General features: G+C 72.4%; 15 protein-coding genes. 10 read left to right on the top strand and 5 right to left on the bottom strand.

Annotated elements, in window-relative coordinates; all coding sequences use genetic code 11:
• Positions 1-101: 101 nt before the first annotated feature.
• The 4 genes from IF19_RS0129135 (at position 102) to IF19_RS0129115 (ending at position 6341) form a co-directional block, all read left to right on the top strand.
• The gene (locus IF19_RS0129135) at positions 102-1028 is read left to right on the top strand and encodes an ornithine carbamoyltransferase (RefSeq protein ID WP_030115201.1); all 927 of its coding nucleotides are present in this window, start codon (positions 102-104) and stop codon (positions 1026-1028) included.
• Positions 1029-1548: 520 nt separating this feature from the next.
• Positions 1549-1980: a GNAT family N-acetyltransferase gene (locus IF19_RS0129125; protein ID WP_030115200.1), complete on the top strand. Its 432-nt coding sequence runs from the start codon at positions 1549-1551 to the stop codon at positions 1978-1980.
• 203 nt (positions 1981-2183) lie between these two features.
• Positions 2184-2540 carry a hypothetical protein gene (locus IF19_RS1000000137480; RefSeq protein WP_128647605.1) on the top strand — a complete coding sequence of 119 codons (357 nt, stop codon included), beginning with the start codon at positions 2184-2186 and terminating at the stop codon, positions 2538-2540.
• Positions 2541-3119: 579 nt separating this feature from the next.
• Positions 3120-6341 carry a tetratricopeptide repeat protein gene (locus tag IF19_RS0129115; protein WP_030120381.1) on the top strand — a complete coding sequence of 1074 codons (3222 nt, stop codon included), beginning with the start codon at positions 3120-3122 and terminating at the stop codon, positions 6339-6341.
• 178 nt (positions 6342-6519) lie between these two features.
• Here the strand turns inward: IF19_RS0129115 and IF19_RS0129110 are convergent, their stop codons facing one another.
• Together IF19_RS0129110 and mca are read right to left on the bottom strand one after the other, a co-directional pair.
• Positions 6520-6753, bottom strand: coding sequence for a hypothetical protein (locus IF19_RS0129110; RefSeq protein ID WP_030115196.1), 234 nt, complete (start codon positions 6751-6753; stop codon positions 6520-6522).
• A 1-nt stretch (position 6754) separates the two neighbouring features.
• The gene (mca, locus tag IF19_RS0129105) at positions 6755-7636 is read right to left on the bottom strand and encodes a mycothiol conjugate amidase Mca (RefSeq protein WP_030727122.1); all 882 of its coding nucleotides are present in this window, start codon (positions 7634-7636) and stop codon (positions 6755-6757) included.
• Between the two features lie 214 nt (positions 7637-7850).
• Between mca and IF19_RS0129100 the strand changes: the two genes are divergently transcribed.
• Both IF19_RS0129100 and greA read left to right on the top strand, forming a co-directional pair.
• Positions 7851-8267 (top strand): DUF4307 domain-containing protein, encoded by a 417-nt coding sequence (locus IF19_RS0129100; RefSeq protein ID WP_030115194.1) that lies wholly within the window; start codon positions 7851-7853, stop codon positions 8265-8267.
• Positions 8268-8488: 221 nt separating this feature from the next.
• On the top strand, positions 8489-8986 hold the full coding sequence (greA, locus tag IF19_RS0129095) for a transcription elongation factor GreA (RefSeq protein WP_030115193.1): 498 nt from the start codon (positions 8489-8491) through the stop codon (positions 8984-8986).
• 115 nt (positions 8987-9101) lie between these two features.
• Here greA and IF19_RS0129090 read toward each other — a convergent pair whose 3' ends face one another.
• The 3 genes from IF19_RS0129090 to ilvA form a co-directional block, all read right to left on the bottom strand.
• Positions 9102-9965: an ABC transporter permease gene (locus IF19_RS0129090; RefSeq protein WP_030115192.1), complete on the bottom strand. Its 864-nt coding sequence runs from the start codon at positions 9963-9965 to the stop codon at positions 9102-9104.
• On the bottom strand, positions 9962-10996 hold the full coding sequence (locus tag IF19_RS0129085) for a daunorubicin resistance protein DrrA family ABC transporter ATP-binding protein (RefSeq protein ID WP_030115191.1): 1035 nt from the start codon (positions 10994-10996) through the stop codon (positions 9962-9964). Before IF19_RS0129085 ends, IF19_RS0129090 begins: the two co-directional genes overlap by 4 nt.
• Before the next feature lie 336 nt (positions 10997-11332).
• Positions 11333-12562, bottom strand: a complete 1230-nt coding sequence (gene ilvA, locus IF19_RS0129080; protein ID WP_030120382.1) for a threonine ammonia-lyase — start codon at positions 12560-12562, stop codon at positions 11333-11335.
• A gap of 156 nt (positions 12563-12718) precedes the next feature.
• Here ilvA and IF19_RS0129075 point away from each other — a divergent pair, with 156 nt between their 5' ends.
• The 4 genes from IF19_RS0129075 to IF19_RS0129060 all read left to right on the top strand — a co-directional run bounded on the left by IF19_RS0129075 (position 12719) and on the right by IF19_RS0129060 (position 15098).
• Positions 12719-13249, top strand: a complete 531-nt coding sequence (locus tag IF19_RS0129075) for a MarR family winged helix-turn-helix transcriptional regulator (protein WP_030115188.1) — start codon at positions 12719-12721, stop codon at positions 13247-13249.
• A 207-nt stretch (positions 13250-13456) separates the two neighbouring features.
• On the top strand, positions 13457-14308 hold the full coding sequence (locus IF19_RS0129070; protein WP_030115187.1) for an STAS domain-containing protein: 852 nt from the start codon (positions 13457-13459) through the stop codon (positions 14306-14308).
• The gene (locus tag IF19_RS0129065) at positions 14305-14679 is read left to right on the top strand and encodes an STAS domain-containing protein (RefSeq protein ID WP_030115186.1); all 375 of its coding nucleotides are present in this window, start codon (positions 14305-14307) and stop codon (positions 14677-14679) included. The genes IF19_RS0129070 and IF19_RS0129065 overlap by 4 nt, the downstream gene beginning before the upstream one ends.
• Positions 14676-15098 (top strand): ATP-binding protein, encoded by a 423-nt coding sequence (locus IF19_RS0129060; RefSeq protein ID WP_030115185.1) that lies wholly within the window; start codon positions 14676-14678, stop codon positions 15096-15098. Before IF19_RS0129065 ends, IF19_RS0129060 begins: the two co-directional genes overlap by 4 nt.
• Positions 15099-15226 lie beyond the last annotated feature (128 nt).

The following is a 15226-nucleotide window of genomic DNA, read 5'->3' as shown; positions in this document are numbered from 1 at the left end:
GCCTGTTATCGCACGCTCATCCGATGCGGAGGCGACGCCGATACCGCCCTGATAAACACCGCCTCTACATTGCCAAGCCCGATATGCACAGGAGTCGCGCAATGGCCCGTAACCACCTCATCTCGTTGGCCGATATCCCGGACACCGACCTCTACCGGCTCGTGGACAGAGGGGCCCGGTTCGCCTCCGGCGCGTGGTCGGACAAGACCCTGGACGGCGCCGTCGTGGGCGTCTACTTCCGGGCGACGTCGACGCGTACGCGCACGGCGTTCTCCTCCGCGGCCCTCCGACTCGGCGCGCGTCTCATCACCTACGGCCCGCACGATCTCCAGGTCAACACGGGCGAGACCACCGCGGACACCGGCCGGGTGCTGGCCGGCATGCTGGACGCCTTGGTCGCGCGCACGGTGGGCGACGTGGAGGAACTGCGCGCGCTGGCTTCCCAGGACCGGATGGCGGTGGTGAACGCCATGGCGGCACAGGAGCATCCGACGCAGGCGCTGGCCGACCTGACCGCCATGGCCGGACACTTCGGAGATCTGGCGGGGCGGCGGGTGCTCTACATGGGCGAAGGCAACAACACCGCCGCCGCTCTGGCTCTCGCCCTTCCGCGTTACCCCGGCACCGAATTGCACCTGCGGACTCCCAAGCGCTACGCCCTCGATCCGGAGATCCTGGTGCGGGCCAAGGACCTCGCGGCACAGCACGGCTCCACCATCATCGAGCAGCACGACACCGTCGACATGCCGAGGAACGCCGACGTCGTCTACACGACGCGGTGGCAGACCACCGGCACGTCGAAGGACTCTCCGGACTGGCGCGAGGAATTCGTTCCCTTCCGAATCGACGAAGCCGTCATGGAAGCCGGCCCGGACGCGGTCTTCATGCATGATCTGCCCGCACACCGGGGCGACGAAGTCACCGCCGCGGTACTGGACGGACCGCGCTCGATCGCGTTCACCCAGGCCGAAGCGAAGATGCACAGTGCCGCAGCGGTCCTGGAGTGGAGCCTCGGAGTCCTCCCCTGACGGGCGTCCGGCAGCGGGTCGGTGCCCGTCTCCAGGCCGAGTGGGGCCCTCGGGAAGGAATTGAACGTCATTCCGTCGCCACGTAGAAGTCCGGCGGTGAGCTCACTCCTCAGTGGTGGCGTCCTCATTCGACAGCCGATCGCATCAGAGCCGTCCAGGATCGGATCGAGTCCGAGCCGTTCCGGGATCGGGGTGTGGTCCCCCGCCGTACGGCGGGTCTGACCGTGACGCCCTTCTTTCCGGGGCCGTCTCGATGACCGCCGGGTCCCGCGCTCTCCGCGCGAGCGAAGGTGATCCGCCGTTTCGTGTCACCCGAGGGCCGACGGGCGAGTGCTCTCCGTGCCGGCGAAGGCGATCCGCCAGGGCTGAACGGGCAGCGGGCGGCTGTCCAGGGCCTGTCCGGCGGATCATGTGACCGTCTCGCTCCGACTCCGGTTCCGGCTCCGGCTCCGGCTCCGGCTCCGGCTCCGGCTCCGCGCATGATCCGTCGGGGCCACCCGCACCTCGTACCATGTAATACATGAAGAGAATCAATGACCCTTACGAGGTGGGTGAAGGCGTTCCCTCCGTCGAGGTCTTCCGCCGCCTGCGCACGGACGCCGGCCTCTCGGACAAGGCCCCCGAGGCAGTCGCCATCGCCCTGCCCAACACGTGGTACGGCGTGATCCTCCGCCACGAGGGCGAGCCCATCGGTATGGGGCGGATCATCGGCGACGGCGGTACCGCCTTCCAGATCGTCGACATCTGCGTGCACCCCGCACACCACGGACGCGGTCTCGGCAAGCGCATCATGGCCGCGCTCACCGAGGAACTGGAGCGCCGGGCGCCCGCCACCGCCTATGTCTCGCTGATCGCGGACGGCCCCGCGCGCTTCCTCTACGAGAAGTTCGGCTTTGCCGACACCGCTGGGCATGACTCGATCGGCATGTATCGCTTGATGAACGGGAGTTGAGGGACCTGCTGGGAGTGCGTACGCCACCGGACAGGGCCTGGCGCTCTCCGCTCAAGCGGAGGTGAGCCCGACCCGGCGGGCGAGCTGCTGGGCGAGCTGGGTGCGCTCCCCGCAAGAGGCTGCCCCGCCTCCAGGCGCCCGGCGGGGGGGATTCGTTCGGGTGATGTCAGTGAAGTGGGCGTTGCTCGTGGGGGGTGGGGTCGTTGGGGAGTCTGCAGTTCTCGAATCGACCGCTGTCGATCGCCATCGGCCGCCGCCCGTCCGGGCGCTCCCCGCGCTTCGCAGGAACGTATCTGCTCAAGCGTCGCGGGAACGCTCGGCGGTGGTGCGCCCCGACCCCCGACGTGGCCACCGCCACCGTCACGACGGATACGGACACGGACACCGTGAAGAAGCTCATCGCGACCGCACTCTTCGCCGACGCCTTCGCCGCCGGCACCGCCATGACCGCCCCCGAGGAGCTGACCAGTCGCACCTCCGACCTGCCGGCGGCCGACACGCTGTACGACCTGCTGCAGGCCGACCCCGTCGAGGAGGCCCCGGCCGTCCCCCAGATGTGAGCGTGCGGGGCCGGCATCGTCGCGTGCGTGGTCGTGCCCGCCTGGTGGGGCGCCAACCGTCGCATTCGGTGCGGTCAGGCGTCCGTCCGCCGACCCCCGACCGCCACTCCGCCGGGCCGGCCCGCCCTCCGACGCAGCCCGGCCCCGCTCTCCGACGCAGCCATGCCCCGGGCTTCGCCGAGGCCCGGGCGGCAGGGAGCGAGATCGAGACAGTCTGACGTGCCGCGGGCTACCGGCCCGGGCGGCGATGCTCACCCACCGTACGGGCGGAGTCGCGGCCTCCGCCCCGCTCGTCCGCCATCGCCCTGACCACGGTCTTCTTCGTGCCGCTCCTGCTCGTCGTGGCACAGTCCAAGGGATCTCTGGCCGCAGCCCGAAGGGCGGCCTGACCCGCCTCCGGAAGGGCGTCCGGCCTGGGGCTCGGCCTGCCCGGCAGGCGGCTCGGACGGGTCCTTGACCTGCCCGTTGCCCTGTGCCCCTCGCGTCGGAGCGTGCTACGCAGGACACTTGACGCCGACGTGTGACGACGGGCGTTCCGGGGACCGAGGTCCGGGGCGCGGCTCTCGGAGGGGGACGCATATGCGGGACAGCCATCGGGCGGATGCCGAGAGGCTGTTGGTACGGGCGGTGGAGGAGGAGGCGCGGCGCACCGGCGGGCGGACCGACTTCGGGGCGCTGATGTCGCGGGCCCGCGCGGCGCTCGACACCATGGCGGCGGGCGCGGCCGAGGAGTACGCCGCGTACACGCGGGCGCTGGACTCGGTGGCCGCGGGCGACCGTCCGCTGGCAGAGCGCTTCAGCAGGGCGACGCTCGGAACACCCCTGCTGGTGACGGGCGTCGCGGCCGCCGCCGCGATCGGCGCGGACCTGGCGCTCGGCGCGAACACCGGGCTGGCGTTCGGCGCGGGCGCGGTCGTCGCGGTGGCCGGTACGGCGACGACGGTCGCGAAGGTGACCGCCTCGCACTGGCCCGCAGCCCACCGCCGCGCCGCCGCGGCCGGACAGCCGGGCGGGGCCGAGCAGTTGAGGCTCCAGTGGCTGACCGCTCTGGAGGTACGGGGCATCCGCCCGTACCTGGACCAGCAGCGGATGCTGACGCCGGCGTCCCGCACCCCGAAGAAGCAGAGCGCCCCCGTCGTAAGGCAGTTGCGCGGCGGCGACCGCAGCGCGGCGGCCCGCACCCGGGTGGTGCTGGAGCAGTCCTTCGGCCATCTCCCGCAGGTGGAGGGCGCGTTCACGGGGCGGCGTACCGAACTGGCCCAGATCGCCCAGTGGGTGCACGCCGCCCGTGCCTCCACGGAGACCCGGCCGACCGTCGTCGTGCTGCACGGCGAGCCCGGGTCGGGGCGGACATCGCTCGCGGTGCGGGCGGCGCACACGCTCAAGGACCAGTTCCGGGGCGCGTGCGTGGTCGATCTGCGCGGCCAGGTGGCCGGGGAGAGCCCGCTGCCGACCCGGGACGCGCTGCTGCATCTGCTGAACCGTCTGGGCGCGCCGCGCGAGCAACTCCTGTTCCGGGAAGGGGCGTCGGCGGAGCAGCAGGTGCGGCGGCTCGGCGAGCTGTACCACCAGCACCTCACGGGGACCCCGGTCACCGTCGTGCTCGACGACGCGACGGATGCCGAGCAGGTGCGCACGCTGGTGCCGGAGCGGTCGGACAGCCTGGTGATCGTCACCGCCCGGGAACCGCTGGAGCTGCCCGAGGACCTGGCGGCCTGGGTGCACCAGCTCCCGGTGGGACCGCTGGACGCGGCGGGCGCGGAGGAGCTGCTGCGCGAGGTCGCCGAGGAGCAGGAGAGCGGACCGTACGACTACCCGTCGACGGAGGCGATCGTCGAGCTGTGCGGCGGGCTGCCGCTGGCGCTGCGGGTGGCCGGGTCGGCCCTGGGGGCCCGTAGCCGCCACACGCTGGCGGAGGATCTGGGCGCGTACGGCCCGGTGGGCGCGGTCGAGCGGGCACTGTGGCTGCGGTACGCCGACCAGGGCGACCAGGCCCGCCGGCTGCTGCGCCGCCTCGCGCTCGCGGGCCGGGCCAGTCTCGGCGCCGCGGCGGCGGCCTCGCTGCTGGCGACGGACGAGCAGGAGGCGGACCGGCTGCTGACCGTGCTGGCGCGCGCCGGGCTGCTCACCCGCGTACGGGGATCGCGCTTCCGGCTGCACGACCTGGTGCGGGCGTTCGCGCTGGCCCGGCTGCTGGACGAGGAGGAGGCGGCCGAGCGGACGGCGGCGCAGGAGCGCCTGCTGACGAACTACGCGGAGCTGGCGGACGCGGTGATCCGGATGGTCGACGGGAAGATGTCGACCCGCGCGGGCCAGTTCGGCTCGCACGGTTTCGGGTCGCTGGACTCGGCGCTGCGCTGGCTGGACGACGAGTCGAGCTTCATCACGTCCGCGCTGCGGCACGCGGAGGGCGTCGACCAGGCCACCGTGCTGCATCTGCTGGGCGCGCTGTGCGACTACTGCCTGCTGCGCGGCGACCTGTACCGCCTGGGCGAGATCAGCGAGCTGACCCAGGCCGTGGACCAGGGGCTGCTGGAGCGCTCGGTGCAGTGGCGTACGGGGATCGCGGCCCGGCAGCTCGGTGAGCTGGACAAGGCCCGCACCACGCTCTCCTCCGTCGTCGGGCTGTACCACGAGGCGCAGAACGACGCGGGCGAGGCGCTGGCCCTCTGTTCGCTCGGCATCACCCTGCACCACCAGGGCAATCTGACCGAGGCGGCGGCCCGGCTCGAAGAGGCGCTGGCGCTCCAGTCGTCCGAGGCGCAGGCCGAGGACCGGGCGTGGTCGCTGCACGCGCTGGCCGCCGTGGAGCGGGACCGGGGCGATCTGCGGAGGGCGCTGGCGCTGCTGGCCGACGCGCTGCGGCTGCACCGGGAGGGCGAGTCGCTGCACGGGGAGGCGTGGACGCAGTTCCAGCTCGGGCAGGTGCGGCTGCGGACGGGCGAGGTCGCCCTGGCGGAGGAGGCGCTGGGCACCGCCCTGGAGCTGTACGGGCGGACCCGTGACGGGCGCGGCGAGGCGTGGGCGATGACCCAGCTTGCTCGGGCCCGGCTGCTGGACGGTGACCCGGCGGCCGCCCTGGAGGGGTTGCGGGAGGCTCTGGCACGGCATCGGGACAACGAGGACGCGCGCGGCGAGGCGTGGACCCTGTACTACCTCGGCCAGGCGTTGGAGGAGGACGGGGACACCGATCAGGCGGTGCGCGAGCTGGAGCGGGCCCGCACGATGTTCTCCCGGATGCGGGACGTGTACGGGCTGGCGTGCGCCCGGCACCATTCGGGCCGGGTGACCCGGGACCAGCGGGCCGCGCAGACGGGCAACCTGCGCAATTCGGGGTTCGCCCGGCAGTTGCTGATGGACGCGCGGGCCGATTTCCGGCGGATCAAGGTGCCGTACGGGGAGGCGTGGGCGTGCGTGGAGCTGGCGCTGATCGACGCGGGCAACGGGCGGGCGGCGCAGGCGCTGGAGCTGTGCGAGGAGGCGGCGGGGCTGTTCGCCTCGTACGGGGACGCGCGGGGCGGCGACTGGGCCCGGTTCCTGCGCTGCACGCTGCTGCCGTACGCCTCTCCCGGGGGCAGCGAGGTGGGCACGGTGGTCGCGCAGCAGGAGCTGGCCGAGCTGATCGAGGCCCGGCATCCGGCGCGGGACGTGAAGCTGGAGCAGTCGGCGGCGGCGCTCGCGGTGGCCCTGGAGCGGGGCGTGGACCTGGAGGACGGCTGGCAGGCGTGGCGGCTCGGGCTGACCCCGACCCCCAGCGCGGGCCACATCATGGGCGTCCCGCTGGAGGCGGTGCAGCCGTGAGGCGGTGAGGCGGCGACCGGTGGTGCGCGGGCATCGGGCGGCCGGCGCCCGCGCCCGTACAAGAACACCGGCGCCCCGCCGCCCCACGGCCGAACCGGCGTCCGGCGGCGGGGCCGGACGCCGTGGTCCCGTCCGTCGCCGCCCTGCCTCCCGTGCGGGGCGGCGGGCGGCGGGGCGGCTACTTCCGGGGGGAGGCCGTTGCCTCGGACTCGGCCGGCTTCGCGTCCGGGTCCGGGGCCTCCTCGAAGTTCACCCGGCCCATGTGCCGGTTCATGGACTTCATCAGGGCCCACACGCCCACGGCGAGCGCGGCGAAGACGAGGAAGCCGAGGACGCCGGGGGTGACCTTGTTCTTGTCGAGCTCTTCGGCGGCGAGCGGGACGAGGTGCGTCAGTGCCTGGGTCGCGTACATATCAGGCATTGTCGCGGATGCCCGCGAAGAGGTCGCTCTCGGGGAGGGAGGTATCGACCAGAGACTTCGCCAGCTCGTACTCCTCGGTCGGCCAGACCTCGCGCTGGACGTCCATCGGGACCCGGAACCAGCCGCCCTCGGGGTCGATCTGCGTGGCGTGCGCGATCAGCGCCTTGTCGCGGATCTCGAAGAAGTCGTCGCAGGGGATGTGCGTGGTCAGGGTGCGCTCGACGCGCTCGAACTCCGTCCAGCGCTTCAGCCAGTCGCCGTACGGGGACTCCATGCCGCGGGCGAGCAGCGCCTCGTGCAGGGCGACGGTGCGCGGGCGGTTGAAGCCCTGGTTGTAGTACAGCTTCCGCGGCGTCCAGACCGGGCCGAACTCGTCCTCGGGGAACCGCTCCGCGTCGGCCGCACCGTCGAACGCGATCATCGAGATCGTGTGCGTCATGATGTGGTCGGGGTGCGGGTAGCCGCCGTTCTCGTCGTACGTGGTGATGACCTGCGGCCGGAACGCGCGGATCTTCGCCACCAGGCGCCCCGCCGCGTGCTCCGGGTCCTCCAGCGCGAAGCAGCCCTCGGGCAGCGGCGGCAGCGGGTCGCCCTCGGGCAGCCCGGAGTCGACGAAGCCGAGCCACTCCTGCTGGACGCCCAGGATCTCCCGGGCCTCGTCCATCTCCTTCTTGCGGACCTCGTGGATGTTCTTCTCGATGTACGCGTCGCCCTGGAGCTTCGGGTTGAGGATGGAGCCGCGCTCGCCTCCCGTGCAGGTCACGACCAGCACGTCCACCCCCTCGGACACGTACTTGGCCATGGTGGCCGCGCCCTTGCTCGACTCGTCGTCGGGGTGGGCGTGAACGGCCATCAGTCGCAGCTGCTCAGTCAAGGCTCGATCCTCAGTCATTGGTCGCTGGTCGCTCCGGTCGAACGGTCCTCGGAGGCCGTCGGAGGTACGGAGGTGACTCCGCCGCCTCCGTCGGAGAGGGGCCGGCCCGCTCCGCACCGGTGCGGGGTGCGATCGGGTGACGGACGGGCGGCTTCTATAGTGACTGAACGAGGGGCCGGAAAATTCCTCGATGCCGGGTCCGAAGGGAACGATCATGACGACGGTTCGCCAGGCCGTGCCCGAGGGGCGCTACGGCCGGACCGAGGATCAGCGTGCGGACCGCAAGCTGAAGATCGTCGGATCGGTCCTGGGAGCGGCCCTGCTCGGCGTGATCGGGTGGATCGGCTACGACTACGTGGGCGGCCAGGGCATCAGCGCCGAGATGATCAAGTTCAAGGTGGTCTCCGACACCCGGGCCGACGTCCATCTGGAGGTCCGCAAGGACCGGGACGGCCACGGCTACTGCGTGGTGCGGGCGCTCAGTGAGGACGGCTCGGAGGTGGGCCGCAAGGAGGTCCGGTTCGACCGGGCCGAGGACCGCGTCGACGAGATCGTGACCGTGGTGACCCGGTCCCGGGCGACCGCCGTCGAGCCGATGGGCTGCACGGCGGACGACGGCCCGAAGGGCTGACCCCCCGCGCCACCGCTGACGGCCCGCAGGGCCGACGGCGCTGAGGCACCCCCTGTGACCTGCGGTGATACGGGGCGGGGTGGCCGACCTGCGGGTGTGACGGTTTACCTTCTCCCCCTTTTCCTGCGGAATTGTTAGGCTCGTGGTTTCGCCCACCCGGCGAAGCAGATGTTTCCGGGTAGGGCGATCCTTTGTATTCCCAGTACCGACGAGGAGCACCTGTGACCCAGACCAGCGAAAACGTCACCTGGCTCACGCAGGAGGCGTACAACCAGCTCAAGGCCGAGCTGGAGTACCTGTCTGGTCCCGCGCGCACGGAGATCGCCGTCAAGATCGCGGCGGCCCGTGAGGAGGGTGACCTCCGGGAGAACGGCGGGTACCACGCGGCCAAGGAGGAGCAGGGCAAGATGGAGCTGCGCGTGCGGCAGCTCACCCAGCTCCTGGAGCACGCGAAGGTCGGCGAGGCCCCGGCCGACGACGGCGTCGTCGAGCCCGGCATGGTCGTCACCATCGCCTTCGACGGCGACGAGGACGACACGCTCACCTTCCTGCTCGCCTCCCGCGAGTACGCGAGCGCGGACATCGAGACGTACTCCCCGCAGTCCCCGCTGGGCCTCGGCGTCAACGGCAAGCGGACCGGCGACGACGCGGACTACGAGCTGCCGAACGGCAAGACCGCCACGGTGAAGATCCTGGCGGCGAAGCCCTACACCGGCTGACCCGGCCCGCCGCGCCACGCGGCACACGACGACGCGGGAGCCCCGGCCTTCGGACAGGCCGGGGCTCCCGCGTCGTTCTCTCATGCTGTCGGCGGGCCGTGGCCGGCCGACTGTCTCAGGCGGTGGCCGAGCGGTACTTGCGGACCGCGAGGGTGCGGAAGACCACGATGATCAGCGCGGACCAGAGGAGCGAGGCGATGATCGGGTGCTCCATCGGCCAGGCGCCCGTCACGGTCTTCGGGACGCCCGGCATCGTGTTCCCGAACAGTTCGCGGGCGCCCGCGACCGTGGCGCTGAACGGGTTCCACTCGGCGACGTGCTGGAGGAACGTCGGCATGCCGTTGACCGGGACGAAGGCGTTCGAGATGAACGTCAGCGGGAAGAGCCAGATCAGCCCGCCGGAGGTCGCCGCCTCCGGGGTGCGCACGGACAGGCCGATCAGCGCGCCGATCCAGGAGAAGGCGTAGCCGAGGAAGAGCAGCAGCAGGAAGCCGCAGAGGACCTTGCCGATGTTCTCGTGCGTGCGCCAGCCGACCAGCAGGGCCACCCCGGCGAGGACGACGAGGGTCAGCGTGGTCTGGACGAGGTCGGCGAGCGTGCGGCCGGTGAGGACCGCGCCCCGGGCCATGGGCAGCGACCGGAAGCGGTCGATGAGCCCCTTGTGCATGTCGTCGGCGATGCCCGCGCCGGCGCCCGCCGTGGCGAAGGTGACGGTCTGGGCGAAGATGCCCGCCATCAGGAACTCCTTGTACCGCTGCGGGTCGGTGGAGCCGCCGATGGAGATGGATCCGCCGAAGACGTAGGTGAAGAGCACCACGAACATCACCGGCTGGATGACTCCGAAAAGGATCATCTCCGGAATGCGGGTCATGCGGATCAGATTCCGCTTGGCGACGACCAGCGAGTCCTTCACCGACTGCGTGAGGCCCCCCGAGGGGCGGGGGGCCAGCGTGGGGCTGTCCTTGGCGATGGCGCTCACCGGTTCTCCTCCTTGGCGCGGGCTCCGCGAGGGCCTTGGGAACGTTCCGTTTCGGCTCGGCCCCCGGACTCCTCGTCCCCGTCCCTCCCGCCCTCGGCCGCGTGGCCGGTGAGGGAGAGGAAGACGTCGTCGAGAGTGGGCCTGCGCAGCGCGATGTCGTCGATCTCCACGCCCCGGGCGTCGAGGTCGCGGATGATCTCGGCGAGCAGCTTGGCGCCGCCGCTGACCGGGACGGTCAGTTTGCGGGTGAGCTGGACGACGGTGACCTCGCCCTTGCCGAGGGCGGCCAGTACGGACCTGGCGCGCTCGATCTCCTCCGGGCTGTGCACGACGACCTCGACGCGCTCGCCCCCGGTGCGGGCCTTCAGCTCGTCGGAGGTGCCGCGGGCGATGACCCGGCCGTGGTCGATGACGCAGATGTCGTTCGCGAGGTGGTCGGCCTCCTCCAGGTACTGGGTGGTCAGCAGCAGGGTCGTGCCGCCCGCGACCAGGTCCTCGATGACGTCCCAGAGCTGCTGCCGGTTGCGCGGGTCGAGCCCGGTCGTCGGCTCGTCCATGAACATCACGGGCGGCGACACGACGAGCGCCGCCGCGAGGTCGAGCCGGCGCCGCATGCCGCCGGAGTACGTCTTGGCGGGGCGGTCGGCGGCGTCGCCGAGGTTGAACCGGTCCAGCAGGACGGCCGCGCGGGCCTTCGCGTCCCGGGCGCTGAGCTGGTAGAGCTGCCCGACCATCTGGAGGTTCTCGCGGCCGGTCAGATATTCGTCGACCGCGGCGAACTGGCCGGAGAGCCCGATCGAGCGGCGTACCTCGTTGGGCTTCTTCAGTACGTCGATCCCGGCCACGACCGCCGTGCCGCTGTCCGGGCGCAGCAGCGTGGTCAGCACCCGTACGGCGGTGGTCTTGCCCGCGCCGTTGGGGCCGAGCAGCCCGAGGACGGTGCCCTCGGGGACGTCGAGATCGACGCCGTCCAGGGCTCGTACGTCACCGAAGGTCTTCACCAGACCCTCGGCGTGGATCGCACCTGGCATGGAGGGACTCCCCCGTCGCTCTTGAGATGACCGCGCCCGTACGGGTCTGGTGCCCGTACGGGCCTACTCGGCGATCCTAGGATTTACGGGGCGCGATCGCGCGCCGAATTAACGGCATCCGGCCACGCGGCGCGAAACAGCCTTCGGGCGGTGGCCCGGCAGGCGGCACCGCACGGCGCTCCTCCGGCCGACCACCCGGTGCCCGCCCCGCCCCGCACCCTCGACCGCCCGGCACCCTTGACCACCCGGCCGCCCGCCTCGCCCTGCACCCTTGACCACCCGGCGCCCGCCCCGCCCCGCACCCTCGACCGCCCGGCCGCCCCCGCGCGGCGACTCTCAGCCGATCACCCGGTAGCCCGCCTCGCGCAGCGCCGCCTCGACGTCCGCGCAGTGCTGCGGGCCCTTCGTCTCCAGCCGCAGGTCGACCTCCGCCTCGGTCAGTCCGAGGCGCGGGTCGGTGCGCACGTGGCTGATGTCGAGGACGTTGGCGTCGGCGACGGTCAGCGTGGCCAGCAGGGCGGCCAGCGCCCCCGGGCGGTCGGTGAGCCGCAGCCGCAGGCTGAGGTGGCGGCCGGCGGCGGACATGCCGTGGCGCAGGATGCGCTGCATCAGCAGGGGGTCGACGTTGCCGCCGGACAGCACCGCCACCACCGGGCCCCGGAACGCCTTCGGGTCGCTCAGCAGCGCGGCCACCGGGCTGGCGCCGGCCGGTTCGACGACCAGCTTGGCCCGTTCCAGGCAGAGCAGCAGCGCGCTGGAGAGCTCGTCCTCGGTGACCGTACGGACCTCGTCGACCAGCTCCTCGATCAGCGGAAACGGTACGTCGCCGGGCCGGCCCACCTTGATGCCGTCGGCCATCGTGGCCGGGTCGTCGATCGCGACGGGGTGGCCGGCGGCCAGCGAGGGCGGGTAGCAGGCGGCGCCCTCGGCCTGGACGCCGACGATCCGCACGTCGGGGCGCAGCGCCTTCACCGCGACGGCGACGCCCGCGGCGAACCCGCCGCCCCCGATGCCGACGACGATCGTGCGGACCTCGGGGCACTGCTCCAGGATCTCCAGCCCGACGGTGCCCTGCCCGGCGATGATGTCGGGGTGGTCGAAGGGGTGGATGAAGACCGCGCCGGTTTCCTCCGCGTACCGCTGGGCCGCCTCCAGCGTCTCGTCGACGACCTGGCCGCGCAGCCGCACCTGGGCGCCGTACTCCCGGGTGGCGGCGACCTTGGGCAGCGGCGCTCCGACGGGCATGAAGACGGTCGAGCGCACGCCGAGGAGGGAGGAGGCGAGCGCGACGCCCTGGGCGTGGTTGCCGGCGCTGGCCGCGACGACCCCGGCGGCCCGCTCCACGGGGGTCAGGCCGGAGATCCGCACGTAGGCGCCGCGCAGTTTGAAGGAACCGGTGCGCTGGAGGTTCTCGCACTTGAGGTGGACCGGGGCGCCGACCAGCTCGCTGAGGTGGCGGCTGCCCTCCAGGGCGGTCGTCCGCGCCACCCCGGCCAGCATCTTCTGCGCGCCCCTGACGTCGTCGAGGATCAGGGCCGGGTGTCGGGCGGTCGTGCGGAAGCTCATGACCGCAAGTCTTGCAGCTCCGAGGGGGCGCGGCGGACTTGTCCATGGCGGCCTGCGGCGATGTCCGCAGGTTTGTGCGGCACTGGTACGCGTTGCCCCGGGGCCGCGTACTCTGTCCCCCACCCATCCGACTCCGTACGAAGAGAGCCCCCGGCCATGCCCCCACAGGACATGACGACTGCTGCGTCTCCTTCCGGGGGCGCCGTCCCCGAACACCCGGGCCCCGAGGGCCTGTTGGACGCGCTCCAGCACCAGGTGGCGGTCTTCGCCCGCCGTGCCGAGCAGACCCGCCTCGGCGGGGTCGGCCAGGTGCGCAACTCGATGGACCGGGCCGCGTACCTGCTGCTGAACCGGCTCGACCGGGAGGGCCCGATGGGCGTCAAGGCGCTGGCGGCCGGGATGGGCATCGACTCCTCGACGGTGACCCGGCAGGTCGCGCCGCTCGTCGACACCGGGCTGGTCAAGCGCACCTCGCACCCGGAGGACGGCCGGGCCGTGGTGCTCCAGCTGTCGCCGCGCGGGCAGGCCCGGCTGAACGAGGTGCGGGCCTCGCGGCGGGAGCTGATGTCCCGGGTGACGGACGGCTGGAGCGAGGAGGAGCGGGACACGTTCTGCGCCCTGCTCACCCGGTTCAACGGTTCGCTCGCCGCCCGCCAGGCCGCGCACCAGCCGCCGCAGGCGGACTGAGCGGACCGGGCGGGAGCGCGGGCGGCGTACGGTCCGTCGGCGCGGGTCGCGTACGCGCCGCCCGTCCGGCCCGGCGGCCGCCCCGCCGTCGGCCGCCCCTCCTGCCGCACCCGTCACCGGCCCCTGCCCGCTCTGCGCGGCGGGGGCCTTGCCGTACGCTTCCCGAAGTTGCCCGATGATGACTTTTAAGAGGTAAAGGGGCGTGACGTGGTACAGCAGGATGGCCCGGCGGGTCCGGTGGAGTTGCTCTCCATCGACCAGGAGCGGGTGACCGCGGAGTGGATCGACGGCGTCAGCAGATCGCTCCAGGGCCGCATCAGCAAGGCCGAGGTCGACCGCGAGCTGCGTGAGCTGTACGGCGCGCTCGTGGACGGACTGCGGGCGGGGGACGAGGACGCCCGCGGCGACGGCTTCTCCGAGGTGCGGGCGCTGCTGACCGAGCTGTCGCGCAACCGCGCCCGGCAGGGTTTCACCCCCAGCGAGACGGCGATCAGCGTGCTGGCGCTCAAGCAGGCGCTGGAGCCCGCGCTGCGCAACGGTTCCGCCGAGGACACCACCGCGTACCTGCGGCTGGCCCGGATCCTGGACGATCTGGCGCTGCTCACGATCGAGGCGTACACCCGTACCCGCGAGCAGATCATCAGCTCGCAGGCGTCCCAGCTGATGGAGCTGTCGACCCCCGTGGTCAAGCTCTGGGACGGGGTCATCGCCGTGCCGCTGGTGGGCACCCTGGACTCGGCGCGCACCCAGGTCGTGATGGAGAAGCTGCTGCAGGCGCTGGTGGACACCGGCTCCGAGCAGGCCATCATCGACATCACCGGGGTCCCCGCCGTCGACACGCAGGTCGCCCAGCACCTGCTCAAGACGGTCGTGGCGGCGCGGCTGATGGGCGCGGAGTGCACGATCTCCGGCATCCGCCCGCAGATCGCGCAGACCATCGTGGCCCTGGGCATCGAGTTCGGCGACATCGTGACCAAGGCGTCCCTCGCCGACGCCCTCCAGCACGCGCTGCGCCGGTCCGGCGTCGACCTCGTCACCCGCCAGGACGGCGGCCGATGACCGAGCGCGTACCGGTCCTGCGGATCGGCGACATCCTGCTGGTCTCGATCCAGGTGGACCTGGAGGACCAGACGGTGCTGGACCTCCAGGAGGACCTGGCCGACCAGATCGTCGCCCGGTCGGCGCGCGGGGTCGTCATCGACATCACGGCGGTCGAGATCGTCGACTCCTTCGTCGGCCGCATGCTGGCCACGATCGCCTCCATATCGCGCCTGCTGGACGCCGAGACCGTCGTGGTGGGCATGCGTCCGGCCGTGGCCATCACCCTCGTCGAGCTGGGCCTCTCCCTGGGCGGTGTGCGGACGGCGCTCGACCTGGAGAAGGGACTCGCGCTGCTGCGCCGCTCCGCGACCGGTGCGGAACTGACATGACCGTGCCCTGGGCCCCGGAGGCCCCGCCGCAGACGCAGCCGATCACCCAGAACGACGACGTCGTCCGCTCCCGGCAGCAGGTCCGCACCTTCGCGCAGCAGTGCGGGCTGTCCCTGGTGGAGCAGACGAAATTCATCACGGCCGCGAGCGAGCTCGCCCGCAACACCCTGGTGTACGGCGGCGGCGGGGAGATGCGGGCCGGTCTGGTGGAGCGGCACGGGCGGCGCGGGGTCGCCGCGGTCTTCGCGGACTCCGGACCCGGTATCCCCGACACCGATCTGGCGCTGACCGACGGCTGGACCTCCGGCGGCGGTCTGGGCCTCGGGCTGAGCGGGGCGCGTCGGCTGGTCGACGAGTTCTTCCTGGACACGGAGGTGGACCGCGGCACGACGGTCACCATCGTCAAGTGGGCGCGATGAGCGAGCCGCAGCACCACCCGGGCGCGGCCTCGGGTGCGGAGCGCCGCGCGGAGGCCGGGGCGGGGCCGGAGCGGCCCGCCGAGGCCGCACACCGGCCTGAGCGCGCTGCCGAAGCCGCACCCGGACCG

The organism is Streptomyces californicus, from assembly GCF_000717645.1.
In the GTDB taxonomy this organism is placed as follows: domain Bacteria; phylum Actinomycetota; class Actinomycetes; order Streptomycetales; family Streptomycetaceae; genus Streptomyces; species Streptomyces californicus.
The sequence above is the reverse complement of the archived record's forward strand: the minus strand, read 5'-3'. Positions and strand labels throughout refer to the sequence as shown.

Bases quoted from the DNA above. Each gene is read 5' to 3' on its own strand.
- IF19_RS0129075 (WP_030115188.1), top strand. From the start codon at position 12,719: ATGCCCCCACAGGACATGACGACTGCTGCGTCTCCTTCCGGGGGCGCC.
- IF19_RS0129110 (WP_030115196.1), bottom strand. From the start codon at position 6,753: ATGTACGCGACCCAGGCACTGACGCACCTCGTCCCGCTCGCCGCCGAA.
- IF19_RS0129115 (WP_030120381.1), top strand. From the start codon at position 3,120: ATGCGGGACAGCCATCGGGCGGATGCCGAGAGGCTGTTGGTACGGGCG.
- IF19_RS0129100 (WP_030115194.1), top strand. From the start codon at position 7,851: ATGACGACGGTTCGCCAGGCCGTGCCCGAGGGGCGCTACGGCCGGACC.
- IF19_RS0129060 (WP_030115185.1), top strand. From the start codon at position 14,676: ATGACCGTGCCCTGGGCCCCGGAGGCCCCGCCGCAGACGCAGCCGATC.
- IF19_RS0129085 (WP_030115191.1), bottom strand. From the start codon at position 10,996: ATGCCAGGTGCGATCCACGCCGAGGGTCTGGTGAAGACCTTCGGTGAC.
- IF19_RS0129065 (WP_030115186.1), top strand. From the start codon at position 14,305: ATGACCGAGCGCGTACCGGTCCTGCGGATCGGCGACATCCTGCTGGTC.
- IF19_RS0129135 (WP_030115201.1), top strand. From the start codon at position 102: ATGGCCCGTAACCACCTCATCTCGTTGGCCGATATCCCGGACACCGAC.
- IF19_RS0129125 (WP_030115200.1), top strand. From the start codon at position 1,549: ATGAAGAGAATCAATGACCCTTACGAGGTGGGTGAAGGCGTTCCCTCC.
- ilvA (WP_030120382.1), bottom strand. From the start codon at position 12,562: ATGAGCTTCCGCACGACCGCCCGACACCCGGCCCTGATCCTCGACGAC.